Here is a 23,910-nt window from a genome sequence, read left to right as displayed (position 1 = left end):
GACTCGCCGGGTGACGAGAAATCTTGTTCCCTACGCAGGCGTTAACCTGATCAGGTTCAACGGGATCCGGTATTTACCGATCTCAGCCTTCCAACAAGGCACCCCGACAAGAACGCGGCCAGTCTAGACCATGCCGTGGGCAAATTGCCAATAGCGGTGCATTCAGCGTGATGAATGGCGTGATTGCGGGATTGTTGCGCCGTGTCACCCCCACTACACTCGATTGCCGCCACAGTGCTTGACGCCAGGAATGGCCAGCCTTAGCCTTGGGCGCTAAATTATCACCGTAATATTTATTCTAGGGATCGCCTCATGCTGCGCAAACTCTCACTGGCTCTCGCCGTGTCTTGTGCGACCAACGGAATGGTCTGGGCAGCTGAAGCGCCCTTGTCCGCCAAAACCGATCTGGTCAGCGTCTACCAGGAAGCCGTGGATAACAACGCCGACCTGGCCGCCGCCCGCGCCCAATACGGCGCGCAAAAAGAAGTCGTGCCCCAGGCACGCGCAGGCTTGCTGCCGAACCTGTCGGGCGGTGCCGATATCAATAACGTGCGCACCCAGATCGACACGCCTGCCGCCACCGCCAACCGCGACGCGCACTCCTGGCGCGCGACCCTGAGCCAGCCGCTGTTCCGCGCCGACCGCTGGTTCCAGCTGCAAGCGGCCGAGGCCACGAATGAACAGGCCGCCCTGCAACTGTCGGCCACCGAACAGAACCTGATCCTGCAAAGTGCCGAAAGTTATTTCGCGGTGCTGCGCGCCCAGGACAACCTGGCCTCGACCAAAGCCGAGGAAAACGCCTTCAAGCGCCAGCTGGATCAATCCAACGAACGCTTCGATGTCGGCCTCTCGGACAAGACCGACGTGCTGCAATCCCAGGCCAGCTACGACACTGCACGGGCCAACCGGATTGTGGCGCAGCGCCAGGTGGACGATGCATTCGAAGCACTGATCACCCTGACCAATCGCCAGTACAACTCGATCCAGGGCATTGTCCACACCTTGCCCGTGCTGCCGCCGCTGCCGAATGACGCCAAGTCGTGGGTGGAAACGGCCGGCCGCCAGAACCTGAACCTGCTGGCCAGCAACTACGCGGTCACCGCCGCCGAAGAAACCCTCAAGCAGCGCAAGGCCGGGCATGCGCCGACCCTGGATGCCGTGGCCCAGTACGAGAAAGGCGACAACGACGCCCTCGGTTTCAGCAACCCGAATGCCTTCGGCACGCCGTACCGTGGCGATGTGGAGCAGCGCACCATCGGCCTGCGCCTGAACATCCCGATCTACAGCGGCGGCCTGACCAGCTCGCAAGTGCGTGAGTCCTACTCGCGCCTGGGCCAGACCGAGCAGCAACGCGAAGGCCTGCGCCGCCAGGTGGTGGAAAACACGCGCAACCTGCACCGCGCGGTGAATACCGATGTGGAACAGGTGCAGGCGCGCCGCCAGTCGATCATCTCCAACCAGAGCGCGGTGGAAGCCACGGAAATCGGTTACCAGGTGGGCACGCGCAACATCGTCGATGTGCTGGATTCACAGCGCCAGCTGTATTCGTCGGTGCGCAACTACAACAACAGCCGCTACGACTACATCCTCGACAACCTGCGCCTGAAGCAGGCGGCGGGCACCTTGAACCCCGGGGATCTGCAGGACCTGGCGCGCTACCTCAAGGCTGACTACAACCCCGATCGCGACTTCCTGCCACCGGACCTGGCCAAGGCCGCCGCCGAACAGCTCAAGGCCCGCCCTGGCTATTAAGCACACCGCATAACCCATGCAGGCGCTGGCTTGGCTGCGCCTGCATTTGAGTTGTGTGGTCAGTGGTTCAGGAGTTTGCCCAAGCCATCCAGCAAGCGCTGCAGCGCGCCCTGGTTGGCCTGCATCACCTTGAGTCCCGCCTGCGCCATCTTGCGGGCATCCTGCGGCAGTTCGAACAACTGGCGCACGGCTTCGGCCAGGCCTTCGGCGTCATCCACCTCTCGCAACGCCCCGGCTTCGCGCATCATTGCGGTGATTTCGAGGAAGTTGAACACATGTGGCCCCATGATCACCGGCTTGGCCAATGCCGCCGGCTCCAGCGGGTTGTGTCCACCGGTCGCGACCAGGCTGCCGCCGACAAACGCGCTGTCGGCCAGGGCATAGAGGAACAACAACTCACCCATGGTATCGCCAAGCAATACCGAGGTCTGCGCGGTCACCGGCGCGCCGCTGGAACGGCGCACCGTGACGAAACCCTGCTGCTCACACAGCTCGAACATCGGTCCGAAGCGCTCCTGATGGCGTGGCACCAGGATCAACAGCGCATTCGGATAGCTGTCGAGCAACTGGCGATGGGCAGCCAGCACCACTTCATCTTCGCCTTCATGGGTACTGGCCGCGATCCACACCGGACGCTCGCTGGCGCCCCATTGCTCGCGCAGCGCAGCAGCACGCAGCGGCAGCTGGGGGTCGATGGTCAGGTCGAACTTGATCGAGCCGGTGACCTCGACGGTGTCCGGCCGCGCGCCGAGGCTCAGGAAACGCTGGGCCTCGGTCTCGGTCTGCACCGCGAACAAGCTCATTTGCGACAGCATCGGCGCCGTCAGCTTGGCAAATTTTGCATAGCCCTTGGCAGAACGTGCCGACAACCGCGCATTCGCCAACGCCACCGGGATCCCGCGCTGGGCGCAGGCATGAATATGATTGGGCCACAGCTCGGTTTCCATGATCACCGCCAGCTTCGGCTGCACCCGGTCAAGGAAACGCTTGGCCGCGCACGGCAAGTCATAGGGCAGGTAGCAGTGCTGCACGCGCGGCTCATTGGCGAACAGCGCCTGGATACGCTCGGAACCGGTCGGCGTCATGCAGGTGACGGTGATCGGCAGGGTCGGATAACGCGCCAGCAGCCCGCGCACCATCGGCGCGGCGGCAATACTTTCGCCCACCGACACGGCATGCACCCAGATTCCGCCCGGCTGCAGCACCGGCAAGCCATAGGAAAACCGCTCGCCGATGCGCTTGGCATAGGCAGGCGCCTTGCGCGCACGCAGCCACAGACGTAAAGCCACCAACGGCAGCGCCAGGTAAAACAGACAGCTGTAGAGAGTTCTATTCATGGCGGCGGAGTTTATCGGCTTTTTCAGTCGATCGCCTGCAAGCGCTCGGCAAAACGTTCGGCAAGGAAGCGCGCGGCGGGCCCCAGGTGCTCATCGCGACGCCAGACCAGCTCCACCACCAGCGCCGGCGGCGTCCATTCGCTGTGCAGTTCCACCATCTGCTGCTGGTAGGTCGGGTATTGCACGATATGTCGGGGCAGCCAGGCCCAGCCGAGGCCACTCATCAGCCACTCGGCCAATACGTAGAAGCTGTCGGCGCGCCACACCAGCGGGCTGGCGGCTTCGCTGCCGGGGTAGACGCTGGTTTGGGTCGACATCAGCAACTGGCGAAACTGCGCCAGGCGCTGGCATGTCACGTAGTTCTCCGCAGCCAGCGGGTGGTTCACGCCGCACACGGTGACCATTTCCACACTGCCGACCACGCGCCGCTCCAGCGCCTCGGGGATCTGGTCGTGATAGAACAACAGGCCCAGGTCGGCCTTGCGCTCCACCAACTTGCGCGCCACATCGCCCTGGGCGGCGCTGGACAGTTGCACCTCCAGCAGCGGGTACTGCCCCGCCAGCGCCTCGAGGCTATCGAGTATCGGCTGGAACAACATGGCTTCGTCCTGGGCCAGGCGCAGGCAGGCTTCTTCGCCACGGGTCAACGACAGCGCACGGCCGTTGAGCCGCTCACACTGGCGCAAGACTTCACGCGCTTCCTCCAGCAACACACTGCCCGCCTCGGTCAGGCGTGGCTGACGGCCACTGCTACGCTCAAACAGGCTCAGGCCCAGGTCCGCCTCCAGCAAGGCAATCGCATTGCTCACTGCCGATTGCGCCTTGCGCTGGTCGCGCGCCACGGCCGAAAACGAGCGCTGTTCGGCGACACTGACAAACAGGCGCATCTGCTCCAGATTCCACTGCACGCTCATGGCTCAACCCATCTTTATTTCGGATAGGTAATGACTTTACCCCATCTGCCAGGCGTCTAGAATGCCAGCACTGTAGAAGCCGGACTCCTACACATCAGAACTCATCTCCGAGGAATACCCCCCATGAATGCCGCCTACCTCTACCTGGCTATTGCCATCTGCTCGGAAGTGATCGCGACCGTCTCCATGAAAGCCGTCAAGGGTTGGAGCACCCCCCTGCCGCTGGCACTGGTGATCGTCGGCTACGGCATCGCATTCTGGATGCTGACTTTGGTGGTGCGCACCGTGCCGGTGGGCGTGGCGTATGCGGTGTGGGCAGGCATGGGCATCGTGATGGTCAGTGTCGCGGCGCTGTTTATCTACGGGCAGAAGCTCGACGTTCCGGCCATGCTGGGGATGGGCTTGATTGTGCTGGGCGTGGTGGTGATTCAGCTATTCTCGAAAACCGCCGGGCACTGACACCCATCATCGCCGCATTTCGATCCCTGTATACTGCGCCTCTTGTCTTGAACACTGAGGTCGCCCATGCCATCCGTTATTTCCACCGACGTGCTGATTGTCGGCGCCGGAGTTGCCGGCCTCTGGCTGAATGCGCGCCTGCGCCGCCAGGGGTTTTCCACGGTGCTGGTGGAAAGCGCCACCTTGGGTGGCGGACAAAGCGTGAAGTCCCAGGGAATCATCCACGGCGGGGCTAAATACGCCCTGCACGGCGCCCTCACCGGCGCCTCCGAAGCGATTGCCGATATGCCGCGCCGCTGGCGCGAGGCCTTGGCCGGCAGCGGTGAGCTGGACCTGTCCGGCGTGCGCCTGCTGTCCGAAGCGCATTATCTGTGGTCCCCCGGCACGATCGCCGGCAACCTCACCAGCTTCTTCGCCAGCAAGGCCGTGCGCGGCCGTGTCGACCAGGTCAAGGGTGATGAGCTGCCGCCAGCCCTGCAGGACCGCCGCTTCAAGGGCAAGGTCTATCGCCTGGCCGAGCTGGTCATCGACGTACCGAGCCTGATCGAACGCCTGGCGCAACTGGCCGGTGACGGCTTGCTCGCCGGGCAACACATCGAGCCATTGCTGGAAGGCGACACCCTGGTGGGCCTGAAGGTCGATGGCCGCGAGATCCGCGCCCAGCGCATCGTGCTGAGCGCCGGCAAAGGCACTGCCGACCTGCTGGCCGCCCTCGGCCTGAGCCAGCCGGCCATGCAGACACGCCCATTGCACATGATCATCGCCAAAGGCCCCGGCTTGAAGCCGCTGTATGCCCACTGCCTGGGCGGCGGCACCAAGCCGCGCATCACCGTCACCACTCACCCCGCTGCCGACGGCAACTGGGTGTGGTACATGGGCGGCGATATTGCCGAAGCCGATGGAGTGGCGCGCACACCTGAAGAGCAGATCGCCACTGCGCAAAAAGAACTCGCGCAATTGCTGCCATGGATCGACATGCACCAGACCCGCTGGGCGACCCTGCGTGTCGACCGTGCCGAGCCGCTGCAATCAGGCCTCACACGCCCCGACAATGCCTTCGTCGCCGAACAGGGCCGCCTGCTGGTGGGGTGGCCGACCAAGCTGGCGCTGGCGCCGGACTTCGCCGATCGGGTGATCAACAGCCTCGAACGCGACGGCATCCACCCAAGCGCCTCCGAACCCCTGCCTGAGCTGCCTAAACCCGCCATCGGCGTACCCGCCTGGGAGCAACTGTTGCCATGAGCCTGCCGACCCTGCACGACCTGCATCGCCCTCTGGGCAGCACCGGCCTGTTGGTTTCGCCACTGGGCCTGGGCACCGTCAAGCTCGGCCGCGATCAAGGGGTGAAGTACCCCAGCGGGTTCACGATTCCCGATGATGACGCAGCGCGGATGCTGCTGCGCCAGGCCCGCCAGCTGGGCATCAACCTCATCGATACCGCGCCGGCCTACGGACGCAGCGAAGAACGCCTGGGTCCGCTGCTGCGCGGCCAGCGCAAGGACTGGGTGATCGTCAGCAAGGTCGGTGAAGAGTTTGCCGAGGGCGTGTCCCATCACGACTTCAGCGCCGCCCATACCCGGATGTCGATCGAGCGCAGCTTGAAAAGACTTGAAACGGATTTTATCGACCTGGTGCTGGTGCATTCCGACGGCAATGACCTGCATATCCTCAATGACTGCGAGGTCTATCAGACCCTGGCGGCGTTGAAAAAAGAAGGCAAGATCCGCGGCTTCGGGTTCTCCGGCAAAACCGTCGAGGGCGGCGTAAAGGCTCTGGAACAAGGTGATTGCGCGATGGTCACCTACAATCTGAACGAACAGGCCGAGAAAGCCGTCATTGATTATGCGGCGGCCCATGGCAAAGGCATCCTGGTGAAAAAAGCCTTGGCCAGCGGCCACGTGTGCCTGGAACCTGGAGTGGATCCAATTCGGGCGAGTTTCACGTTGTTGTTTGCGCAAACGGGCGTCGCCAGTGCTATTGTCGGGACCATCAATCCGCTGCACCTGGCCCATAACGTGGCGACCGCTGCCCAAGTCATTCGTCAACTCTGATGCCGCCGACGCGGCCGACCCCGTCGCAAGAAGGAGCCGACATGCCGCGAACGCTCATAAGAAAAAACCCCAGCAACTTCAAAACACTGCCACTGCACGTCGAAGCCACACCCGAAGGCCTGAGCTACCAGAGCGTGGGCATGCCGCTCAACTTTGCCCAGACCCTGCAACGCCGCAAGCCGGTAGACGTTCCGGACGCCGAGCGTTTCGCCCTTGAGCTGGCCAACCTCGGCGTGTCGGTGCGCCTGACCCTGCACTGGCAAAACAAGGATTACTGGGTGCTGGTGCGCCAGCGCCGCCAGGACCGGGGCGACGTAGTGCTCAAGCTGATCTCCGGCTATGTCCCCGCCCATGAACTGAACCTGCCGCTGCACACCGCCATCCAGGAAATTGCCGAAGAGTGCCTGCTGGAAACACCCGAAGGCTGGCTCAGCGGGCGCTTCAACGACACCTGGCTGCCGGCGCCCTACTCTGCCGCGCTGCATTATCGCGAGGCGCTGCCATTTCGCTTGAGCCCCCTGTCCGGCGCCGCGCGCCCGGTGCGGTGTGCGACAACCCAACTGATCGAGCGGCCACGGGCCTATGTGCACTTGCCGACCGCGTCGCTGCAGTTGATTTACGACTTGCGCCTGGAAGTGCCCAAAGAGGCCAAATCCCTGAGCCTGTTCCATGTGGATGAGCGCCTCGAAGGCGACCAACTGGTGGCACGCCTGGACCGCCAGCGCCCGGATTTGTACCTGATGCCTTTAAAGGACGGCCAGCCGCTCGCCGAGCTGTACACCGTCAAGAAAGATCAGCTGTATCCCGCCAGCACCCGTGGTTTGTACCTGGCCGAAAGCTTCGCCCAGCAGGAAGGCTGGCTGGTGCGCGAGGAGCGGATTCGCTGGAAGGATTGGCTCAGGCAGCAGGGCCTGGCGGAGCCGGAGAAGGAGTCGAAATTGAAGCGCCTGGCACGGCGCGTGCTGCGCAAGATCGTGCCAAAGAAAAAAGCCAAGGGCTAACGCAAACCCAATGTAGGCGCCGGCTTGCCTGCGATGGCATCACCTCGGTGCACATGATGTCCCCAGGCGCCCGCATCGCCGGCAAGCCAGCGCCCACATTGATTGCATTCAGCCGTTGAGCAAGCGCTCCAACCCAACCTTCAACGGGGTCGGCTCGGGCAGTTTGAAACTGGCCAGCAAGCGCTGGTTATTTGCCCGCGAATGCCGAATGTCGCCTGATCGCGCCGGCCCGTAAGTCACGACAGGCAGCTTGCCCACCGCTTCTTCCAGCGCCTGCAGCACTTGCTTGAGGGTGGTGGTGCGATTCCAGCCCACGTTGATCGCACCCAAGGGCGCGCCCGGGGCTTCGATGGCCTGCACCAGCACGTCCACCAGGTCTTCCACGTACATGAAATCGCGGGTTTGCTCGCCATCGCCGAACACGGCTATCGGCAAGCCCTGCTGGACACGCTCGCTGAAGATACTGATGACGCCGGAGTACGGCGACGATGGGTCCTGGCGCGGCCCGAAGATATTGAAGAAGCGGAAAATCACCGGCTCCAGGCCATGCTGGCGACGGTAGAAATCAAAGTAATGCTCGCCGGCCAACTTGTCGGACGCATAGGGCGTCAACGGCGCCTTGGTGGTCTCTTCGTCGATCGAAGCACCCTCGCCGTTGTTGCCATACACCGCCGCGCTGGAAGCGAAGACCACACGCTTCACGCCCGCCTGGCGCATCGCTTCGCAGACATTCAGGCTGCCGACAAAATTGCTCTGGTGCGTGCTCACCGGGTCATCCACCGAAGCCTGCACCGACGCTACCGCGGCCAGGTGCACCACCGCCGTGGTGCCGATGGCGGCACGCGCCACCAGCGCAGCATCGGCGACGTCGCCTTCCAGCAGCTCGACGCGCGGGTTGTCCAGCGGCAGGTTGCTGCGCTTGCCGGTGGACAGGTCATCCAGCACCCGCACTGCATAGCCTTTGGCAAGCAGCGCATCGACCAGATGCGAGCCAATGAAACCGGCACCGCCGGTGATCAGGACCCGCTTATCAGCGTTACTCATTGTTGCGGATCTTCTCGACAATGGCCGTGGTCGAGCTGTTCTCGACCAAGCCAAGCACTTTGACCTTGCCGCCGTAGGCGCTGACGATATCGGCGCCCACAACCTGGTCGACGGAGTAATCGCCGCCCTTGACCAGCACGTCCGGCTTGACCTGGGCCAGCAGGTTTTCCGGGGTGCCTTCAGGGAAGCTGATCACCCAGTCCACCGCACCCAGGCCGGCCAATACCGCCATGCGCCGGTCGACACTGTTGATCGGACGGCCCGGGCCCTTGAGGCGGCTGACCGACGCGTCATCGTTGACCGCGACAATCAGGCGATCACCCTGGGCGCGAGCCTGCTCCAGGTAGGTCACATGGCCAGCGTGGAGGATGTCGAAGCAACCGTTGGTGAACACAATGCTTTCGTTGTGGGCACGTGCATCGTCAATCGCCAGCAGCAATTGCTCGATGGTCAGCACGCCACGTTCGGAGCCTTCGGAACGCTGGATCGCGCGGCGCAGCTCGGGCGCGCTGATGGCAGCCGTACCCAGCTTGCCGACCACGATGCCCGCCGCCAGGTTGGCAAGTGCCACCGCGTGGGGCAGCTCTTCGCCGGCGGCGATGGAGGCGGCCAGGGTGGAAATCACGGTGTCACCGGCGCCGGTGACGTCGAACACTTCACGGGCCCGCGCCGGCAGGTGCATCGCCGGGTGGCCAGGACGCAGCAAGGTCATGCCGTGCTCGCCACGGGTCACCAGCAAGGCGCCGAGGTCGAGATCAGCCATCAGCGCCGCGCCCTTGGTCACGAGGTCGTGCTCATCGACGCAACCGCCGACGATGGCTTCGAACTCGCTGAGGTTCGGCGTGATCAGGCTGGCTCCGCGATAAATCGAGAAGTCCTTGCCCTTGGGATCAGCCAGTACCGGGATATTGCGCGCCTTGGCGGCCTGGATCAGCATCTGGTGGTTCTTCAACGCACCTTTGCCGTAGTCGGACAACACCAGCACCTTGATGCCTTCGAGCAACTCGTCGACCTGGCCACTCAAGGCCAGGGCGTCGGTGGCGAAGGGTTCTTCGAAATCGATACGCAGCAATTGCTGGTGCCGGCTCATGACCCGCAGCTTGACGATGGTCGGCTGGTGGGCAATGCGCTGGAACTGCGCGCGCACGCCGGCACCGCGCAGGCTGTTGGCCAGGCTGTCGGCGGCTTCGTCGTCGCCGGTCACACCCACCAGGGAGGCCGGGGCGCCGAGCGCGGCAATGTTAAGGGCAACGTTGGCAGCGCCACCCGGGCGGTCTTCGATTTGCTCGACCTTGACTACCGGTACCGGCGCCTCAGGGGAAATCCGTGAGGTACCGCCATGCCAGTAACGGTCGAGCATGACATCGCCGACCACCAAGACAGGGGCTTGATCGAATCGCGGCATGGACAACTTCATGGAGCAACCCACATACAAAATGAACAGGGGCGCGATATTAGCACAGGGTGAGCGCCGCCTAGTTCGAGAGCTTTATCGGCAATGCATCATGCGCGAAAACTGATCATTTTTTGAACAGAGCCGCGAGAACCTGCTCCACGGCATCAGCCAACTCGACCTCATCGGTATTGATTTCGCAGTCGGCGGCACGCGGCGCTTCATAAGGGCTGTCCAGGCCGGTGAACGCCTTGATCCGCCCTTCCAGCGCCGCGCGGTAGAGGCCTTTGGGATCGCGCCGCGCGCACACAGCGAATGGCGTGCTGATATACACCTCAAAAAACTGCCCCGGCCCGAACAGTGCCTTGGCAGCGGCTCGGTCGGCGCTGAACGGCGAAATCGCCGAGACGATCACGATCAACCCCGCGTCCACCATCAACCGCGCCACTTCACCGATGCGCCGGATGTTTTCCTTGCGGGCCGCATCACTCATGCCCAGGTCGTTGCACAGGCCGGTGCGCAAATTATCGCCATCGAGCACAAAGGTGTGTCGTCCCTGCTCGTTGAGCTGGACCTCCAAAGCATTCGCCAGGGTCGACTTGCCCGAGCCGGACAACCCGGTCAGCCATACGCAACAAGGCTGCTGGTGCTTGAGCGCCGCCCGTGCGGCCACCGACAGCGACAAGGCAAAGGGGCGGATCGATGCAGAACCATGGGACAGCGACTGGCTATTCATAACCCAGGACCTCGTAATCACGTTGATAGGCGCGCCGGACCAGGCGGCGCGTGCGCAAGGAACAGAACTCCCTGACCGGCTCGCTGCGCCGCCCGAGTGAAACATTCAGATGGGGCAGCGAGGTCGCCACGCCGAGGTGTTCGCACAGATGCTGGAAGTCTTGCTCCAGCGACTCCTGGCGCCCGAGAAAGTCCATCGCCATTTGCCCCATGTGATCGACCAGGAAGTCGGTCTGGGGCGCGAAATGCAGTTGGCGACGCAGGTTGTCCGGGTGCAGCCAGCCGGCAATGAAATGGTCGAAGTCGCGGTAGCTGGACACCAGGGCCTGGGCCTGCAGATCACGCGCGCCCATGTGATTGCTGCGCAAATAGGTATAGGCCGAGTAGGCGCGCTCCAGCGGGTCACGCACGAAGGCGAACTTGAAACTGCGCTCGCAGTGCTCGGGAAATTGCTGCTGGTACCAGTAATACGGCAAATGCCCCGGCCAGCGCCCATCCAGCAGCGCCGAACAGACGCTGCTGCCCGCGCATTTGGGCACGTGGATAAACACGCAGTTGTGTCGCTCGAAGGCAGGGGGAAGGACGGTCACCGCCGACAGGGATTTGTTCACTGCCTGGCGATCCACCACCGACAAACGCCCCAGCAGAAACGCCCGCTGGGGCTTGGGAAGCAGTTTCCACAACAGACGTTGCAACATTCCATTACCCACGCAAGAAGGTTAGCCCTCTCGTTCGTCATTCGAATCGAGAAGGCCAACATAACAAACGATAGGCAGCGAATTATTTGGCTTTGGTCAAGCGTGTATGGGGCTTGATACAAAAAACGGGGCGCATTGCGCGCCCCGGTGTGTCAGGTGATGTTCGCCGTCGCCGGCTCGTCCAGGCCCATGGCGTGCAGGCGCGAGTAATAGCCGCCCATGGCCAGCAGTTCGACATGCGTACCACGCTCGACAATTTCACCGTGGTCCATCACCAGAATCAGGTCGGCTTTCTCGATGGTGGACAAGCGGTGCGCGATGACCAGGGTGGTGCGGCCTTTCATGACCTTGTCCAGCGCCGCCTGGATATGGCGCTCCGACTCGGTATCCAGCGCCGATGTCGCTTCATCCAGAATCAGCAACGGGGCGTTTTTCAGCAGGGCCCGAGCGATTGCCAGGCGTTGACGCTGGCCACCGGAAAGCAACACGCCGTTTTCCCCGACTTCGGTGTCCAGGCCTTTTGGCAGCTCGGAGATGAAGTCCATGGCGTAGGCATCCGCCGCCGCTTTTTCAATGTCTTCGCGCGGCGCATCCGCCAGGTCGCCGTAGGCAATGTTATTGGCCACGGTGTCGTTGAACAGCGTGACGTGCTGGGTCACCTGGGCAACATGTCGGCGCAGGTTGCGCAGGCGGTAATCTTCGATCTCCACCTCGTCCAGCAGGATCTCGCCGGTCTCGTGATGGTAGAAGCGCGGGATCAGGCTCGCCAGGGTCGACTTGCCACTGCCCGAGCGCCCGACCAGTGCAATCATCTGCCCCGGCGCGGCACTGAAGCTGATGTTCTTCAGCACTTCGCGATCGGTACCGGGGTACGTGAAGCTCAGGTTGCGCACGTCCAGGCGACCGCTGACACGGTCACGCTCGACGGTGCCGCTGTCGACTTCAGGCACTTCATCCAGTTGCTCGAAGATGCTCTCGGCACCTGCCACGCCCTTCTGGATCGTCGAGCTGACTTCCGACAGCTGGCGGATCGGCTTGGGCAGCAGGCCCGCGGCGGTAATGTAGGCCACCAGGTCACCTGCCGTGGCGTCACCGCGCAGCAACAGGACCAGGAACATCAGCGCAGCCATGGCGGTGTAGATCACCAATTGCAGCATCGGCGTATAGACCGCGCCGGTCTTGTTCATGCGCAGTTGCTTGTCGGTGTTGCCCTGGCTGGCGGCGGCAAAGCGGCGCTCCTCGTAGCTTTCGCCACCGAAGCTGCGCACCACGCGGTAGCCCTGGATGGTTTCGGAGGCCACGTGCGTCACGTCGCCCATCGCCACCTGGATCTTCTTGCTCTGCTTGCGGAATTTCTTGCTGGTGCTGCCGACCATGACGGCAATCAGCGGCAGGATCGCGAGCATCACCAGGGTCAGTTTCCAGTTCATCCACAGCAGGTAACCGAACAGGAACACCACCGTCAGGCCTTCGCGGATCACGACTTTGATCGCATCCGTGGCAGCCCCGGTGACCATGGTCACGTTGAAGGTGATCCGGGAAATCAGGTGCCCGGAGTTGTGCGTGTCGAAATAACGGTTGGGCAGCACCAGCAGCTTGTTGAACAGCTGGACGCGCAAGTCATGCACCAGCCCCAGGGAAACCTTGGCCAGGTAGTAGTTGCCCAGGAACGAGCCGAGGCCCTGCCACGCCGCGATCAGAATGATCAGCAGCGGCACGGCCATCAGCAGCTTCAAGTCCTTGAACAACGGGATCTTGGGCAGGAACACCACGTCGGGGTTGCTCAGGCCATCCACGAAGTACTTGAGGATCCCGGCGAGCATGGGCTGGGTGGACGCAAAGATCACGAAGCCCACGATACTCAGCAGGAACATGCCCAGGTACGGTTTCACATAGCCCAGCAGCCTGAAATAAATTTTCAGGCTGGATTCCTGGTCCGCTTTGGGCGGTGCGTCACTCATGTGTCGAGCTCACTGATTGGGTAGGACGCGAACTTTATCACAAGCGTCGGGTTTGGCCCGAGCCCAGACCAAGACACTGGCCAGCGCAATCGGCAGCCACGAGATGAACCACTCGGCGCGGGGCGTGCCCGTCAGGCTCGCAGCATCGAACTGCATGGCCAGGAACGAAAACACCCACATGCCGATGATGCCCTTGCCGTAGAGCGTGTCGCGGGCCTTCCAGGCTTGCCACAACACGCCGAACCACAGCCCGCACCAGAGCAGCAGGCCCGGCAGGCCCAGTTCGATGGTGACATGCGTGAACAGGTTGTGGGCGTGATCGAAATAAAGGTTATCGGCAAAGACCTTGTAGTCCCCACCCAGGCCCAGGCCGGTCCACGGATGCTCGCCGATCATGTGCAAAGAGGCCATGAAGATCTGCGGCCGATAGGAAACACCACGGGCGAGCATCAGCGACTCCATGGCGAAGAACACCGCCACCGCCGCCACGACCGCAGCGATAGCAATCACGGTGCTACGTCGGTCACGGCACCAGGCCGGCATGGCGACCACGGTCAGCAACAGCGCCAATGCCGCGCCACGGCTCTGGCTCAACACCACGAAGAGCCCCAGCAATCCGATGGACAGCACCCACGCCACTTGCATCCAGCGGCCACGCGGCAGCCAATGCAGCAACCAGATCGCCGCCAGGCCGATCACGTAGGCACCCAGGATCGGGTGAGCCAATTGCCCCAGCCCTTCGAGGCGGGCAGACCAGGCGTTATGCTCGACCCCATAAAACTTGATGATCGCGACCAGCGACGACACCGCCAGCCCGAAACCGCCCCACTGCATCACGCGAATGATGCGATCGCTCTGACCACAGGCCAGCACCGAGAAAAACAGCAGGAACACGCCGATATACAGCAGGCGCTTGGCCTCGCGCGAAGGGTCCTCGGCATTGGTCCACGTCAGGCTGATCGCACCCCAGATGGCCAGCGCCGCGATCATCAGGCACATCCAGCGCTGCTCGCGCCAGACCTCCTTGAGACGCTCACGCGCCGACCAGGCGAACACCATGGCCGGCAACCAGAGAAACAGCGTCAATCCTTGTTGGTAAATCTTGTTGGTTGGCGCAAAGGCAATCGCCAGCAGAAACCAAAGCAACCCGAAAATCATCCATACCTGCGCCCAACGACTTGCCTGCATCACCCGCTCCTGAATACGTTCAACCTGCCAACCCGGCATGGTTAAAACCCAAAACTTTCGGCATTATTACCGATCACTGTGCCCGCGACTCCCCACAAGGCTTTCCAACGATGCAATGTTCAAGGCTTGCCCAAGCCGATTTAAACACGATGATTGAAGGCGCCAGAGTCCTGGAGAAGGACAGCTACGGGCCCAAAGTCTACCTGCTGTCTGACGGAAATATCCTTAAACTGTTTCGTCGTAAACGCCTGTTTTCATCCGCACTGTTTCGGCCGTACTCCAAGCGTTTTATCGACAACGTGGCGCAATTGCAGCAGCGCGGCATCCCGACCTTGACCGTGCTGGCGTACTTCCAACTGGCCGCGCCCGGCATGACTGCCGTGCTGTATCGCCCGTTGCCGGGGGAAACACTGCGGCAGATTTCCAATAAAGAAGGTTTTGACTGGCAATCGAATCTCGATCCGCTGGTGGCACTGATCCGCCGCCTGCACGCTGCCGGCATCTACTTCCGCTCCCTGCACCTGGGCAATATCGTGGTGACGCCGGAGAATGAAATGGGGCTTATCGACGTAGCCGACATGCGCTTCTTGCGCGCCCCGCTGAACCCGGAACTCGCGCGACGCAACTTGCAGCACTTCGCGCGCTATATTGCACGCGAGAAGCTGAACGATTGCTTTCCAATGCATGCACTGGAGCAAGCGCTGCTAGCGGCATGAGAACAGCCGCTGGGAGGTTTCACTGAAGTCTTTCCAGGCTTGCTCCGGCGCCAGCGCCTGCGACTGAGCCTCGACCACCGCCGTGGCAGAGGCCGCGAATGCCCGCGCCATCAGGCCGGCCCAGGCCTCTGCATCTTCCGAAGGTGCATACCAGCCGGCATCTGCCAACTGCTCGCGGAACACCGCCAGCTCACTGGTCAACACCGGCACACCGGCCATCACAGCCTCTTGCAGGATCAACCCGAGGCCTTCCTGGGTGGAGGGAATAGCCACCCAGTCGAACGCACGGTAAAGCGTCGCCGCGTCAGACAGATGCCCTGGCAGTGACACTTTGCCCTGCAAGCCAAGCTGCTCGATACGGGCTTCAAGGGCAGGCCGGGCCGGGCCCTCGCCGAGGATCACCAGGCGCGCGCCAGGCTGCTTGGCCGACACGTTGGCAAATGCCTCCAGCAAACAGCCAAAGCCTTTGCCGTCCACCAGCCGGCCTACCGCACCCAGCACCGGCGCGTCTTCCAACGGCAGGCTCAGGCGCGACCGCGCCTCTTCCCGGGAAAGCGCGGCTGCGCGGAAAGCAACCGGGTCGAAAGCACTGCGCAGCACCGCCACCGGCCGTTGCAGGTAGCGTTCAAGCGAGTCCGCCAGGGTTTGCGACACCGCCGCCAGCGTCAATTGCACGGCCGGGAATTGCTCGAACAGTTGCTGGTCAGCCCGCCGCAGGCGCGTGGCGCCATGAAACACCACGACTGCACGCACCTGCGGCAGACGCTTGAGCACAGGCAACATCACCCGGGCCACGCCGATCCCATCCAGCAGCACCACCTCTACCCCGTCGGGCAGGGCCTTCTCAAAGCGCGCGCGCATCCAGGGCATCATGAGCTTCCACACATGCCGCCCCTTGAGCCGGGCGGAGGAAAGCTTCCACTCGCGGGCCGGCTCACCGCCTTCTGCACTGCCTTGAAGCAGCCAGGTGTCAATCGGTGCGCGGCTGAGCGCGTGCGACAATATCTGTTGATGAACCTTCTGCACCGAGGCAAATGCAGAGCCACCGGCCCACATTATGTTGAGGATACTCATCGAAAAAAATGACCTTCTGCGGCGTAGTGGTGGCTTGTTGCACTTAACTATTGATCAACCAACCGATACCGACACCCAGTATCAGCATGAGAGCCAGCTTGATCCGCTCTCGCCGCTTGCGCTTCGCCTTGGTCAAGCGCTCTCCCGCCGTTGCCACGTGCAAACCGAAACCGGTGTGCAGGACCGCATCGCCCTCGAGGGTAACCGCCGGCAGATTCAACTCTGCGTAACGCCTGGAAAGCCCTTTCTCGCCTTCGAACCCTGCAAAGGGTGCGCACAACTGGTACTCCTTGAGTCGACGCAGGCCCGGGTTAAGCGAAAACCCTTGCCACTCGGGCTTATCGGACAGCAAGGGATAACACGGTACCCCGCCAATCACTTCGCGCGCCCCCAGGTGGATATAGGGGCTGTGCACCTGCAAATCGTAAACATAGTTGCGCAACCAGACTTGAAGAATATCCGGGCGCTGCTCCAGTACCACCTTGGAATCCTCGACAAACCCAGGTCGATAAAACGCCCAATCATCCTCGCAATGGAATATATAGGGGGTCTTGACCGACGCGTAGGCCAGGTCGATGGATGCCAACTGCCCAAGCTTCGGGCGATTGATCAAGAAGGTGCAATGTCCGCGCCAATGTTCGGGAATCGCCTGGCGTACGGCTTCGTCACCGGAGTCTTCGGTGATGAAGACTTCGCGTATTGCCGCCGTATTGAACAGATCGAAGCTCTCGAGTGTGCGCCTCAACAAATCGAAGCGACCACAACTGGTCACTACAAGCGTTATGTCGCTTTGATCGGAGAATTGCATTCAAGCCTCGATAATATCATATAGCCATCATCCGTGGCTATTTGGCCACTCTCAAACGCCCAACCTCAGACGCAACCTCTCCAGTAAGCTCAGCGGCGCACGTGGCCGCAGGGGTGGCTGGAGCACTTCGACAATGCGCTGGCCAATCCGGGCGAAACTGAACTGACTGACGGCCAGGTCCTGCCCGTTGCGCGCAATGTCTGCCGCCAGCTGCGGGTCGGCCCGCAAGACAGCGAGTTTTTCCTGCAACTGCGGGATGTCCTTGTAGAACACCACATTGACCATGTCCTTGAAACCAAGCGCCTGGTTTTCCTCGGCGCCCTGATCAAATGCCAGCAGTACGCAACCACAGGCCATGGCCTCGAAATTCTTGATCATGTACTCGCCCATGCCGACGTCGGCACTGACGAAAAAACGAATGCGGTTGAGGGTCGCGCAGTATTCCTCACCAGATTTGGTGCGCGTCACCACCAAAGGTTCAACCCGCGCCAGTTCATCCAGCAATGCCTTGCGGCCGCTGTAGGCCACACTGTTGGTACTGCCGACAAACGCCAGCTCGATGTCGCGTTCGCGCCCTTGCGCCTGCAACAGCGCCTGATCATAGCCCTTTGGCACGAACACGGCGTCAAAGCCTTCCGCGCGCAGGCGCTCAGTGACCATATGCCCGGAACTGATCACCCGCGCCCACGGCAGGCGGCGGTAGTGGGCGCTGAACTTGCCGGTATATTTACAGGGAATGTAGTTCTGGTAGGCGTCGTGCTCAAGGATCACCAGGTTGGGGATCGTGCGGATAAACCCGGCCTGGCGGATTTCCTGCTTGAAGCGCAGGAAGAACACGATGCGATCGTAACGGGTCACATCGACTTCGCGGCGGAAATAACCACGCAGGTTGCGCTGCTCATCGCTGCTCAGCCAACGGATATCACACTCGCAGTGCTCGGCCACGCCCTCGTAAAGACGGTCGAGGATAGCGCGCTGCTCTTTCTGCACCAGAAACAAAACTTTCATGACTTTCCCTTTCACAAACGCCAGAACAACTCATGCCGTCGTACGGCCTTGCGGAAAAATTCGTTCTCACCATACGGCGACCGCGCACGGCCCGCCAACACACGTTGCAACCAGCGTCGCACCCGGCGCTTGAACGGCGGCGCCGGCTGCAGGTCATGCATCATGCCCAGTGCCATGGCCTTGTCGCGCTGCTGTGCCAGCGACAGCGACAGGCTGCACGGCCACAACTGCAGCGCGTCATCGAACAGCGGCGGCAGTGCAATCCCGGCACCCGCGTCACCCATGGGCCAGCGGTCGTTGTCGTGCAGATGATTGGCGTAGCCCAGCACGGTGGTCGGCTGCCACTCCAGGCCTTGCAGGGCCTCGAGCACCGCTTGCTGCGCGCAGATGTGATCCGGGTGCGGGTCGAGGACAGGGTGAGGCAGCACGAGCACTTGCGGACGTGCGGTCAGCAGCAACTGGCGCAGATCAGCCAGCAAATTATTCCAGGTCGGCAAGCCGTCCTGATCCGCCGGCAGCGGGAACGCGTTGAACTGGCGAAACAGGCGGATATCGTCCAGCTCGGCCTCGCGCGAAGCGACAGGCTGATCGGGCGTGGCGCGCATCGCCGGCAATTGCAGGCAGAAATAGCCCAACTGCACGCAATGCGCCTCTGGCACACCGGCCCAACGCGGCACGGCGATGCTGTCCCAGGCGCGCAAACGCCCCTTGATCCGTGCGGCTTCAGCCGGGTCCAGGCCCATCTGCTGATAGTGCTCGGCTTCGATTTCACCCGCTGTGAGGGTCACGATCCATGGGTTCTCGGCCTGGCTGTACAGCCCGAAGGCGGCCAGCTCGGCATCGTCGGCATGCGGCGCGATGACCATCACGCGTTGCGCCGAGTAGTCCGGCGTAGCCCAGGCCCACAGGCGGGGCGCGCCCTGCAGCGTGCAAAAGCGCCCGCGCAGGCGCAGCTCACCGGCCATCAGGGCCGGGGCCAAACCACTCAGATTCAGATAACGCAGGCCATTCACACCGCGTTCGAAGGCTTGCCGGTCGACGCTGTCAGCGCCGTAAATCTCAATCGCCGGGTCGAGAAAACGCCCCAGCCAGCCGCTCTTGACCTTGATGGCCAACACCAGCGTCGCACCAGCTTCCAGCGGCCCATCCACCCGCAGCCGGCCCCCCTCGAAACTAACCCCCGCCACCTCGGCATCCGCCGAAAAACGGTACTGGTAATCTTCGTTGGGCGCATAGAACAAATGGTCGGCAAACCAGGCTTCATGAGCCGCCCAGGCCAGCACACCCAGTACCAGCGGCAGCCACCAGGCGACGCCGACGCCGATCGCCACCAGCAGCACCAGGCCGATCAGCACGCCGATGCGTTTGTTGCGCCGATGGCGCTTGAGCAATTGCTGTTTGCGGCTCATACGGTCAGCACCGGCACGGGGTTGCACCAACGGTCCTTGTATTCCCGGTCGGCCCGCCCGAACGAAAACCGCAGCGGCTTGCCGGCTTCACGGGCGTGCTCCCAGGCACTCTGGGTGTTGAGGAAACTGAGCACACTGCCCGGACTGAAAGCGCGGGTTTGCGGATCGACACCGCCGTTGACGTATTCCACGCTGATCCACTCGGGCGACTCGACCCGATACACCAGCTGGACCGCAATCGGCGCGTCATTGAGGAAAATCACCGAGCCGATCAGCCATTCGCGCAGCAGCTCGATCACCTCGGCCATGTGCTCGGCACCCGTGGCGACAAAGCCCCAGCGCCGCAGAAACAAATCGCAGTAGATCACTGCCAGTTCCTGGCTGGAAAACTCGCTCACCGGCCGCACGACACCACCGGCCTCTTCCAGCAGGCGCAGCTCGCGGCGCTGGTTGTAGCGAAATTTCTTCGACAGTTCCTCGGGCGTGCGGGCCATGGCCAATTGCTCGGCCTGTGGCCTGAGCCCACTGAAACGGCCTTCGTTCAGCGCCGACAGGTAGCGCGCGCGGTGGCGCAAGGGGGCCTGGGTATCAGGCGCGGCAGGCAGGATCAGCTCGGCGTTGCCGAGGTCGAACAGGCCCTTTTTGCCGCGCTGTTTGAGCACGTCCTTGGACAAGGCCAGGTCGCGCCCCCACGTGGCGATGCACGCCTGCATTTTGCCGCCCTGCTCCCAGGCCAAATAGCGCACCGGGATGTCAGCCAGGCCGGCCAGGCGTTCGATCACCTGCGGATGAGTGGCGACACTGCCGCCAAAACGCTGCCAGGCGTCGCTGTAGACAGGCGCGTCGACGACGGACCAGCCCCGCTCGCGCCAGCCTTGGAATCGATTGAGCATCAGGCCCCCGCGGTCAGTTCAATAACGTGCGGCAGTTGCCAGAAGGTAGCGCGTACCGCCTGATCCGAGAAACGCTCGCGCAGACGCTCCAGCATCATCTCGGCGCACTGCCGTTGCTGGTGTTGATCCATCGCCGCCAGGTGCCGCAGCCCCTGCGCGAGGTGTTCGGCATCGCCGAAGGGAAACAGGATCCCGACCCCCTCGACCACTTCCTTCGCCCCGCCACAGGCCGTGGCCAGCAACGGTACGCCGGCCGCCATGGCCTCCAGCAGTACCATCCCGAAGGGTTCGTGATCGGAGCTCAGCGCAAACACATCGAATGCGCGGAAATACCGGCGCGCATCCGGCACTTGGCCGAGGAACAGCACCTTGTCGGCAATCCCCAGCTCCCGGGCGAGTTCCTTGAGGTCTTGCTCCAGGCGCCCGCTGCCGAGGATCGCCAGGCGGCTTTCGCCGGGCAAGTGCGCCAGTGCCAGGGCAAAGCCCTTGAGCAGCGTGGCCTGGTCCTTGTCCGGGTGCAGGCGACCGACATTGCCGATCACCCATTCGTCCGGCGACAACCCCAGCGCATCACGGGCCTCATGCACCGGCACCTGAATAGCCTGCAAGGCGTCGACATCGATACGGTTGTACAAAGTCTGGATACGTGCGGCAGGCCAGGCTGGCAGGCAGCGGCGCATGTCGTCACGCACGGCGTCGGACACCCCGAGCAGGCTCAGGCGCTTGCGGAAAAACCCGGCAAACAGCTTGCGGCTGCGACGCTGGTAGTCACCAAAGGCGTGATGCACGCCAATCACCGGCAGCCGCGTCGCCAGCAAGGCCACGTAGATCGGCTTGAAACGGTGGGCAATACAGAAACTGAAACTGCGCGAGGCGGCAATCTTGCGCAACTGCGCAATGGCCGCCAGCTTCAGGCCGCGCACGGCCTTGGAGCTGAACTCCATGAACAACACTTCATCGCTGGCACACCCGGCGGCCACCTCGGGGTCGGCGACCCCGGTGAGGAACACCGTGGTCACCTTGTAGCCAGAGCCTGCGAACAGACTGGCGTACTGCCGGGCGCAGTCCAGGAACGGCCCGTCATAGCCGTGGCAGAACTGCAGGACGTGGCGTTCAGCCGAGCGCGTCATAAGGGTCCACGCCGTCTTTGACGACCAGGATGTCTTCCATGATCAGGTACTGCAGGTCCGAGCCGAAGAACATGTTCAACGCGTCGGTCGGCGAGCAGATCATCGCTTCGCCACGACGGTTGAGCGAGGTGTTCAGCGATACGCCGTTACCGGTCAGTACTTCCAGCTCTTTCATCATGTCGTAGTAGCGCGGGTTGTACTCGCGCTTGAGCACCTGGGCACGGGAGGTGCCATCTTCATGGACCACTTCGGGCACGCGGGTCTTCCACTCTTCCGCCACTTCAAAGGTGAAGGTCATGAACGGCGCAGGGTGATCGACCTTGATCATCTGCGGAGCCACGGTGTCGAGCATCGACGGGCAGAAAGGCCTCCAGCGCTCGCGGAACTTGATCTGGTGGTTGATGCGGTCCGCCACGCCGGTGGCGCTTGGGCAGCCGATGATCGAACGACCACCGAGGGCACGCGGGCCGAACTCCATGCGGCCCTGGAACCAGGCCACCGGGTTGCCGTCGACCATGATCTTGGCGATGCGCTGCGGCATGTTCTCGATCTTGCGCCAGTTCGGCTTGCTCTCGTGCCTGGCGCACGCAGCGATCACGTCTTCGTTGCTGTAGGACGGGCCGAGGTAGACGTGTTCCATCTTCTCCACCGGTACACCACGGGCGTGGGACACGTAGGCCGCCGCACCGACGGCAGTGCCGGCATCGCCCGACGCCGGCTGCACGAACAGCTCCTTGACGTCGTCACGGGCAATGATCTTCTGGTTCAGCTTGACGTTCAGCGCACAGCCGCCGGCGAAGGCCAGCTTGCCGGTGTCTTTGAGGATGTCGCCCAGGTAGTGGTCGATCATCTGCAGGGCCAGCTTCTCGAACAGTGCCTGCATGCTCGCGGCGTAGTGGATGTACGGCTCGTCGGCGATGTCGCCTTCGCGCTTGGGACCCAGCCACTCGATCAGTTTCGGCGAGAAGTAGAAGCCCTTGCCCTTCTCTTTATAGCGGCGCAGGCCGATGACGTTGGCGTAGTCGGTGTTGATCACCAGCTCGCCGTTCTCGAAGGAGGCCAGGCGCGAGAAATCGTACTTGCTGGCGTCGCCATACGGCGCCATGCCCATGACCTTGAACTCGCCGTCGAGCATCTCGAAACCAAGGAACTCGGTGATCGCGCCGTACAGGCCGCCGAGGGAGTCCGGATCGTAGAATTCCTTGATCTTGTGGATCTTGCCGTTTTCACCGTAGCCGAAGAAGGTGGTGGCGTACTCGCCCTTGCCGTCGATCCCGAGGATCGCGGTCTTCTCCTGAAAGCCCGAGCAGTGGTAGGCGCTGGAGGCGTGGGCCAGGTGGTGTTCAACCGGTTCGATCTTGATTTTCTTCGGATCGAAGCCCAGTTGCTCCAGGCACCAGACGATCTTGTTGCGATAGCGCTTGTAGCGACGGTTGCCCATCAGGATCGCGTCGAGCGCGCGATCCGGGGCATACCAGTAACGCTTGGCATAGTGCCAGCGCGCCTCGCCGAACAGGCTGATCGGGGCGAACGGGATCGCCACCACATCAACGTCGGAAGGCTTGATGCCGGCCTGTTCCAGGCAGAACTTCGCCGATTCGTAGGGCATGCGGTTCTTTGCATGTTTGTCGCGTACGAAGCGCTCTTCTTCGGCGGCCGCGATCAGCTTGCCGTCGATATACAAGGCTGCGGAAGGATCATGGCTAAGGGCGCCGGACAGGCCAAGAATCGTCAATGCCACAGGGGTCTAGCCTCTTTTAGTCTGCATGCAGGCGGGTTGCGCCTGAAAAAAGTGTGTTTCCCACCTGGGCAGGAAACAGCTAAAGGGCGGGATTATAGCTCAAAAGCAGTGGGAAGCTGTTAGCGGCGAGCGGCAAGAGGGACTAGCGGAAGATCTCGATGCTGCCGTCCTTGTTCTGGCGGTAGATCGTATAGGGCAGCACCAACGTGTCCAGTACGCCGGAGGCGACGAAATCGATGGTGAAGACCGGGAAGGCATTGCCGGCGGCGTCGGACACGCTTTGATCCTTGAGGCTTTTTTCAGGCCTGGGCTCGCCATTGAGCGAACAAAATCCGTAGATCACCCCGCTGTAGATGCGCGGAACGTTCTCGCAGTGGCTGCGCGAATCCTTGAGGTTCTGGCTGGCCACGGCGTCCGGGCGGAACACGGTGTTGATCGTTCCGCAACCGGCCAGCGCCAGCACCGCTGCCAGGCACGCGACTATCGACGTACTCCTCACGTACAACTCCTTTTGACCCATCGGCCATTGTCATGGGCGGGGCTGACCACGCTAACATCGGGCCGTGTGTGAGCCCAGCGCCAACGCGCCGACGGATTC

Annotated in this window: 22 protein-coding genes and 1 riboswitch; of the genes, 6 read left to right on the top strand and 16 right to left on the bottom strand. The window is 62.5% G+C overall.

Annotated features, from left to right (window positions below):
• Nucleotides 1–10: 10 nt before the first annotated feature.
• Nucleotides 11–116: riboswitch (TPP riboswitch) on the bottom strand.
• 196 nt (nt 117–312) lie between these two features.
• Nucleotides 313–1,752 carry a TolC family outer membrane protein gene (locus BBG20_RS02880; RefSeq protein ID WP_065900078.1) on the top strand — a complete coding sequence of 480 codons (1,440 nt, stop codon included), beginning with the start codon at nt 313–315 and terminating at the stop codon, nt 1,750–1,752.
• Nucleotides 1,753–1,811: 59 nt separating this feature from the next.
• Here BBG20_RS02880 and waaA read toward each other — a convergent pair whose 3' ends face one another.
• On the bottom strand, nt 1,812–3,089 hold the full coding sequence (gene waaA / locus BBG20_RS02875) for a lipid IV(A) 3-deoxy-D-manno-octulosonic acid transferase (RefSeq protein WP_065900077.1): 1,278 nt from the start codon (nt 3,087–3,089) through the stop codon (nt 1,812–1,814).
• A gap of 23 nt (nt 3,090–3,112) precedes the next feature.
• Complete coding sequence (locus BBG20_RS02870; RefSeq protein ID WP_065900076.1) at nt 3,113–4,003, bottom strand: LysR family transcriptional regulator; 891 nt, start codon at nt 4,001–4,003, stop codon at nt 3,113–3,115.
• Between the two features lie 123 nt (nt 4,004–4,126).
• Here BBG20_RS02870 and BBG20_RS02865 point away from each other — a divergent pair, with 123 nt between their 5' ends.
• The 4 genes from BBG20_RS02865 to BBG20_RS02850 all read left to right on the top strand — a co-directional run bounded on the left by BBG20_RS02865 (nt 4,127) and on the right by BBG20_RS02850 (nt 7,514).
• Nucleotides 4,127–4,462, top strand: a complete 336-nt coding sequence (locus tag BBG20_RS02865; protein ID WP_065900074.1) for a DMT family transporter — start codon at nt 4,127–4,129, stop codon at nt 4,460–4,462.
• A 66-nt stretch (nt 4,463–4,528) separates the two neighbouring features.
• Nucleotides 4,529–5,704 (top strand): NAD(P)/FAD-dependent oxidoreductase, encoded by a 1,176-nt coding sequence (locus tag BBG20_RS02860; RefSeq protein ID WP_065900072.1) that lies wholly within the window; start codon nt 4,529–4,531, stop codon nt 5,702–5,704.
• Nucleotides 5,701–6,513 carry an aldo/keto reductase gene (locus BBG20_RS02855; protein WP_065900070.1) on the top strand — a complete coding sequence of 271 codons (813 nt, stop codon included), beginning with the start codon at nt 5,701–5,703 and terminating at the stop codon, nt 6,511–6,513. Before BBG20_RS02860 ends, BBG20_RS02855 begins: the two co-directional genes overlap by 4 nt.
• 41 nt (nt 6,514–6,554) lie before the next feature.
• Complete coding sequence (locus tag BBG20_RS02850) at nt 6,555–7,514, top strand: metal ABC transporter ATPase (RefSeq protein ID WP_065900069.1); 960 nt, start codon at nt 6,555–6,557, stop codon at nt 7,512–7,514.
• Between the two features lie 108 nt (nt 7,515–7,622).
• On the opposite strand, the gene BBG20_RS02845 is transcribed toward BBG20_RS02850, so the two are convergent.
• The 6 genes from BBG20_RS02845 to BBG20_RS02820 all read right to left on the bottom strand — a co-directional run bounded on the left by BBG20_RS02845 (nt 7,623) and on the right by BBG20_RS02820 (nt 14,533).
• On the bottom strand, nt 7,623–8,558 hold the full coding sequence (locus BBG20_RS02845) for an NAD-dependent epimerase/dehydratase family protein (RefSeq protein ID WP_065900068.1): 936 nt from the start codon (nt 8,556–8,558) through the stop codon (nt 7,623–7,625).
• Nucleotides 8,551–9,975 carry a bifunctional D-glycero-beta-D-manno-heptose-7-phosphate kinase/D-glycero-beta-D-manno-heptose 1-phosphate adenylyltransferase HldE gene (gene hldE, locus BBG20_RS02840; RefSeq protein WP_065900067.1) on the bottom strand — a complete coding sequence of 475 codons (1,425 nt, stop codon included), beginning with the start codon at nt 9,973–9,975 and terminating at the stop codon, nt 8,551–8,553. Before hldE ends, BBG20_RS02845 begins: the two co-directional genes overlap by 8 nt.
• A 103-nt stretch (nt 9,976–10,078) precedes the next feature.
• Nucleotides 10,079–10,687: an adenylyl-sulfate kinase gene (cysC, locus tag BBG20_RS02835; protein ID WP_065900065.1), complete on the bottom strand. Its 609-nt coding sequence runs from the start codon at nt 10,685–10,687 to the stop codon at nt 10,079–10,081.
• A complete protein-coding gene (locus tag BBG20_RS02830; protein WP_065900063.1) occupies nt 10,680–11,384 on the bottom strand; it encodes a sulfotransferase family 2 domain-containing protein in 705 nt (234 codons plus the stop codon). The genes cysC and BBG20_RS02830 overlap by 8 nt, the downstream gene beginning before the upstream one ends.
• Before the next feature lie 152 nt (nt 11,385–11,536).
• Complete coding sequence (gene msbA, locus BBG20_RS02825) at nt 11,537–13,345, bottom strand: lipid A export permease/ATP-binding protein MsbA (protein WP_065900061.1); 1,809 nt, start codon at nt 13,343–13,345, stop codon at nt 11,537–11,539.
• A 9-nt stretch (nt 13,346–13,354) separates the two neighbouring features.
• The gene (locus BBG20_RS02820; protein WP_065900059.1) at nt 13,355–14,533 is read right to left on the bottom strand and encodes an O-antigen ligase family protein; all 1,179 of its coding nucleotides are present in this window, start codon (nt 14,531–14,533) and stop codon (nt 13,355–13,357) included.
• Nucleotides 14,534–14,682: 149 nt separating this feature from the next.
• Between BBG20_RS02820 and BBG20_RS02815 the strand changes: the two genes are divergently transcribed.
• The gene (locus BBG20_RS02815) at nt 14,683–15,249 is read left to right on the top strand and encodes a BUD32 family EKC/KEOPS complex subunit (RefSeq protein ID WP_177343918.1); all 567 of its coding nucleotides are present in this window, start codon (nt 14,683–14,685) and stop codon (nt 15,247–15,249) included.
• On the opposite strand, the gene BBG20_RS02810 is transcribed toward BBG20_RS02815, so the two are convergent.
• The 8 genes from BBG20_RS02810 to BBG20_RS02775 all read right to left on the bottom strand — a co-directional run bounded on the left by BBG20_RS02810 (nt 15,238) and on the right by BBG20_RS02775 (nt 23,832).
• A complete protein-coding gene (locus tag BBG20_RS02810) occupies nt 15,238–16,323 on the bottom strand; it encodes a glycosyltransferase (protein ID WP_065900055.1) in 1,086 nt (361 codons plus the stop codon). The genes BBG20_RS02815 and BBG20_RS02810 overlap by 12 nt on opposite strands.
• Before the next feature lie 43 nt (nt 16,324–16,366).
• Entirely contained in the window at nt 16,367–17,131 is a 765-nt protein-coding gene (locus tag BBG20_RS02805) for a glycosyltransferase family 2 protein (RefSeq protein ID WP_065900054.1), read from the bottom strand.
• 51 nt (nt 17,132–17,182) lie between these two features.
• A complete protein-coding gene (locus BBG20_RS02800) occupies nt 17,183–18,139 on the bottom strand; it encodes a glycosyltransferase family protein (protein ID WP_065900053.1) in 957 nt (318 codons plus the stop codon).
• Between the two features lie 11 nt (nt 18,140–18,150).
• Nucleotides 18,151–19,548 (bottom strand): PIG-L deacetylase family protein, encoded by a 1,398-nt coding sequence (locus BBG20_RS02795; RefSeq protein WP_065900052.1) that lies wholly within the window; start codon nt 19,546–19,548, stop codon nt 18,151–18,153.
• A complete protein-coding gene (locus BBG20_RS02790) occupies nt 19,545–20,441 on the bottom strand; it encodes an antimicrobial resistance protein Mig-14 (protein ID WP_065900050.1) in 897 nt (298 codons plus the stop codon). Before BBG20_RS02790 ends, BBG20_RS02795 begins: the two co-directional genes overlap by 4 nt.
• The gene (locus tag BBG20_RS02785; protein ID WP_065900047.1) at nt 20,441–21,571 is read right to left on the bottom strand and encodes a glycosyltransferase; all 1,131 of its coding nucleotides are present in this window, start codon (nt 21,569–21,571) and stop codon (nt 20,441–20,443) included. Before BBG20_RS02785 ends, BBG20_RS02790 begins: the two co-directional genes overlap by 1 nt.
• Nucleotides 21,555–23,312, bottom strand: coding sequence for a carbamoyltransferase family protein (locus tag BBG20_RS02780; protein WP_065900046.1), 1,758 nt, complete (start codon nt 23,310–23,312; stop codon nt 21,555–21,557). Before BBG20_RS02780 ends, BBG20_RS02785 begins: the two co-directional genes overlap by 17 nt.
• Before the next feature lie 142 nt (nt 23,313–23,454).
• Nucleotides 23,455–23,832, bottom strand: coding sequence for a YceK/YidQ family lipoprotein (locus tag BBG20_RS02775; RefSeq protein WP_065900044.1), 378 nt, complete (start codon nt 23,830–23,832; stop codon nt 23,455–23,457).
• Nucleotides 23,833–23,910: the final 78 nt, after the last annotated feature.

The sequence above is a fragment of the Pseudomonas aylmerensis genome (assembly GCF_001702265.1).
GTDB lineage: Bacteria > Pseudomonadota > Gammaproteobacteria > Pseudomonadales > Pseudomonadaceae > Aquipseudomonas > Aquipseudomonas aylmerensis.
Note: the sequence above shows the minus strand (reverse complement) of the source record. Positions and strands in the feature narration are given on the sequence as shown.

Excerpts from the sequence above, each read along its gene's own strand:
- BBG20_RS02845 (WP_065900068.1), bottom strand. The coding sequence starts at position 8,558 with ATGAGTAACGCTGATAAGCGGGTCCTGATCACCGGCGGTGCCGGTTTC.
- BBG20_RS02800 (WP_065900053.1), bottom strand. The coding sequence starts at position 18,139 with ATGAAAGTTTTGTTTCTGGTGCAGAAAGAGCAGCGCGCTATCCTCGAC.
- BBG20_RS02850 (WP_065900069.1), top strand. The coding sequence starts at position 6,555 with ATGCCGCGAACGCTCATAAGAAAAAACCCCAGCAACTTCAAAACACTG.
- BBG20_RS02785 (WP_065900047.1), bottom strand. The coding sequence starts at position 21,571 with ATGACGCGCTCGGCTGAACGCCACGTCCTGCAGTTCTGCCACGGCTAT.
- BBG20_RS02805 (WP_065900054.1), bottom strand. The coding sequence starts at position 17,131 with ATGCAATTCTCCGATCAAAGCGACATAACGCTTGTAGTGACCAGTTGT.
- BBG20_RS02795 (WP_065900052.1), bottom strand. The coding sequence starts at position 19,548 with ATGAGCCGCAAACAGCAATTGCTCAAGCGCCATCGGCGCAACAAACGC.
- waaA (WP_065900077.1), bottom strand. The coding sequence starts at position 3,089 with ATGAATAGAACTCTCTACAGCTGTCTGTTTTACCTGGCGCTGCCGTTG.
- BBG20_RS02870 (WP_065900076.1), bottom strand. The coding sequence starts at position 4,003 with ATGAGCGTGCAGTGGAATCTGGAGCAGATGCGCCTGTTTGTCAGTGTC.
- hldE (WP_065900067.1), bottom strand. The coding sequence starts at position 9,975 with ATGAAGTTGTCCATGCCGCGATTCGATCAAGCCCCTGTCTTGGTGGTC.
- BBG20_RS02865 (WP_065900074.1), top strand. The coding sequence starts at position 4,127 with ATGAATGCCGCCTACCTCTACCTGGCTATTGCCATCTGCTCGGAAGTG.
- BBG20_RS02810 (WP_065900055.1), bottom strand. The coding sequence starts at position 16,323 with ATGAGTATCCTCAACATAATGTGGGCCGGTGGCTCTGCATTTGCCTCG.
- BBG20_RS02815 (WP_177343918.1), top strand. The coding sequence starts at position 14,683 with ATGATTGAAGGCGCCAGAGTCCTGGAGAAGGACAGCTACGGGCCCAAA.
- BBG20_RS02880 (WP_065900078.1), top strand. The coding sequence starts at position 313 with ATGCTGCGCAAACTCTCACTGGCTCTCGCCGTGTCTTGTGCGACCAAC.
- BBG20_RS02830 (WP_065900063.1), bottom strand. The coding sequence starts at position 11,384 with ATGTTGCAACGTCTGTTGTGGAAACTGCTTCCCAAGCCCCAGCGGGCG.
- BBG20_RS02820 (WP_065900059.1), bottom strand. The coding sequence starts at position 14,533 with ATGCAGGCAAGTCGTTGGGCGCAGGTATGGATGATTTTCGGGTTGCTT.
- msbA (WP_065900061.1), bottom strand. The coding sequence starts at position 13,345 with ATGAGTGACGCACCGCCCAAAGCGGACCAGGAATCCAGCCTGAAAATT.
- BBG20_RS02860 (WP_065900072.1), top strand. The coding sequence starts at position 4,529 with ATGCCATCCGTTATTTCCACCGACGTGCTGATTGTCGGCGCCGGAGTT.
- BBG20_RS02855 (WP_065900070.1), top strand. The coding sequence starts at position 5,701 with ATGAGCCTGCCGACCCTGCACGACCTGCATCGCCCTCTGGGCAGCACC.
- BBG20_RS02790 (WP_065900050.1), bottom strand. The coding sequence starts at position 20,441 with ATGCTCAATCGATTCCAAGGCTGGCGCGAGCGGGGCTGGTCCGTCGTC.
- BBG20_RS02775 (WP_065900044.1), bottom strand. The coding sequence starts at position 23,832 with ATGGGTCAAAAGGAGTTGTACGTGAGGAGTACGTCGATAGTCGCGTGC.
- cysC (WP_065900065.1), bottom strand. The coding sequence starts at position 10,687 with ATGAATAGCCAGTCGCTGTCCCATGGTTCTGCATCGATCCGCCCCTTT.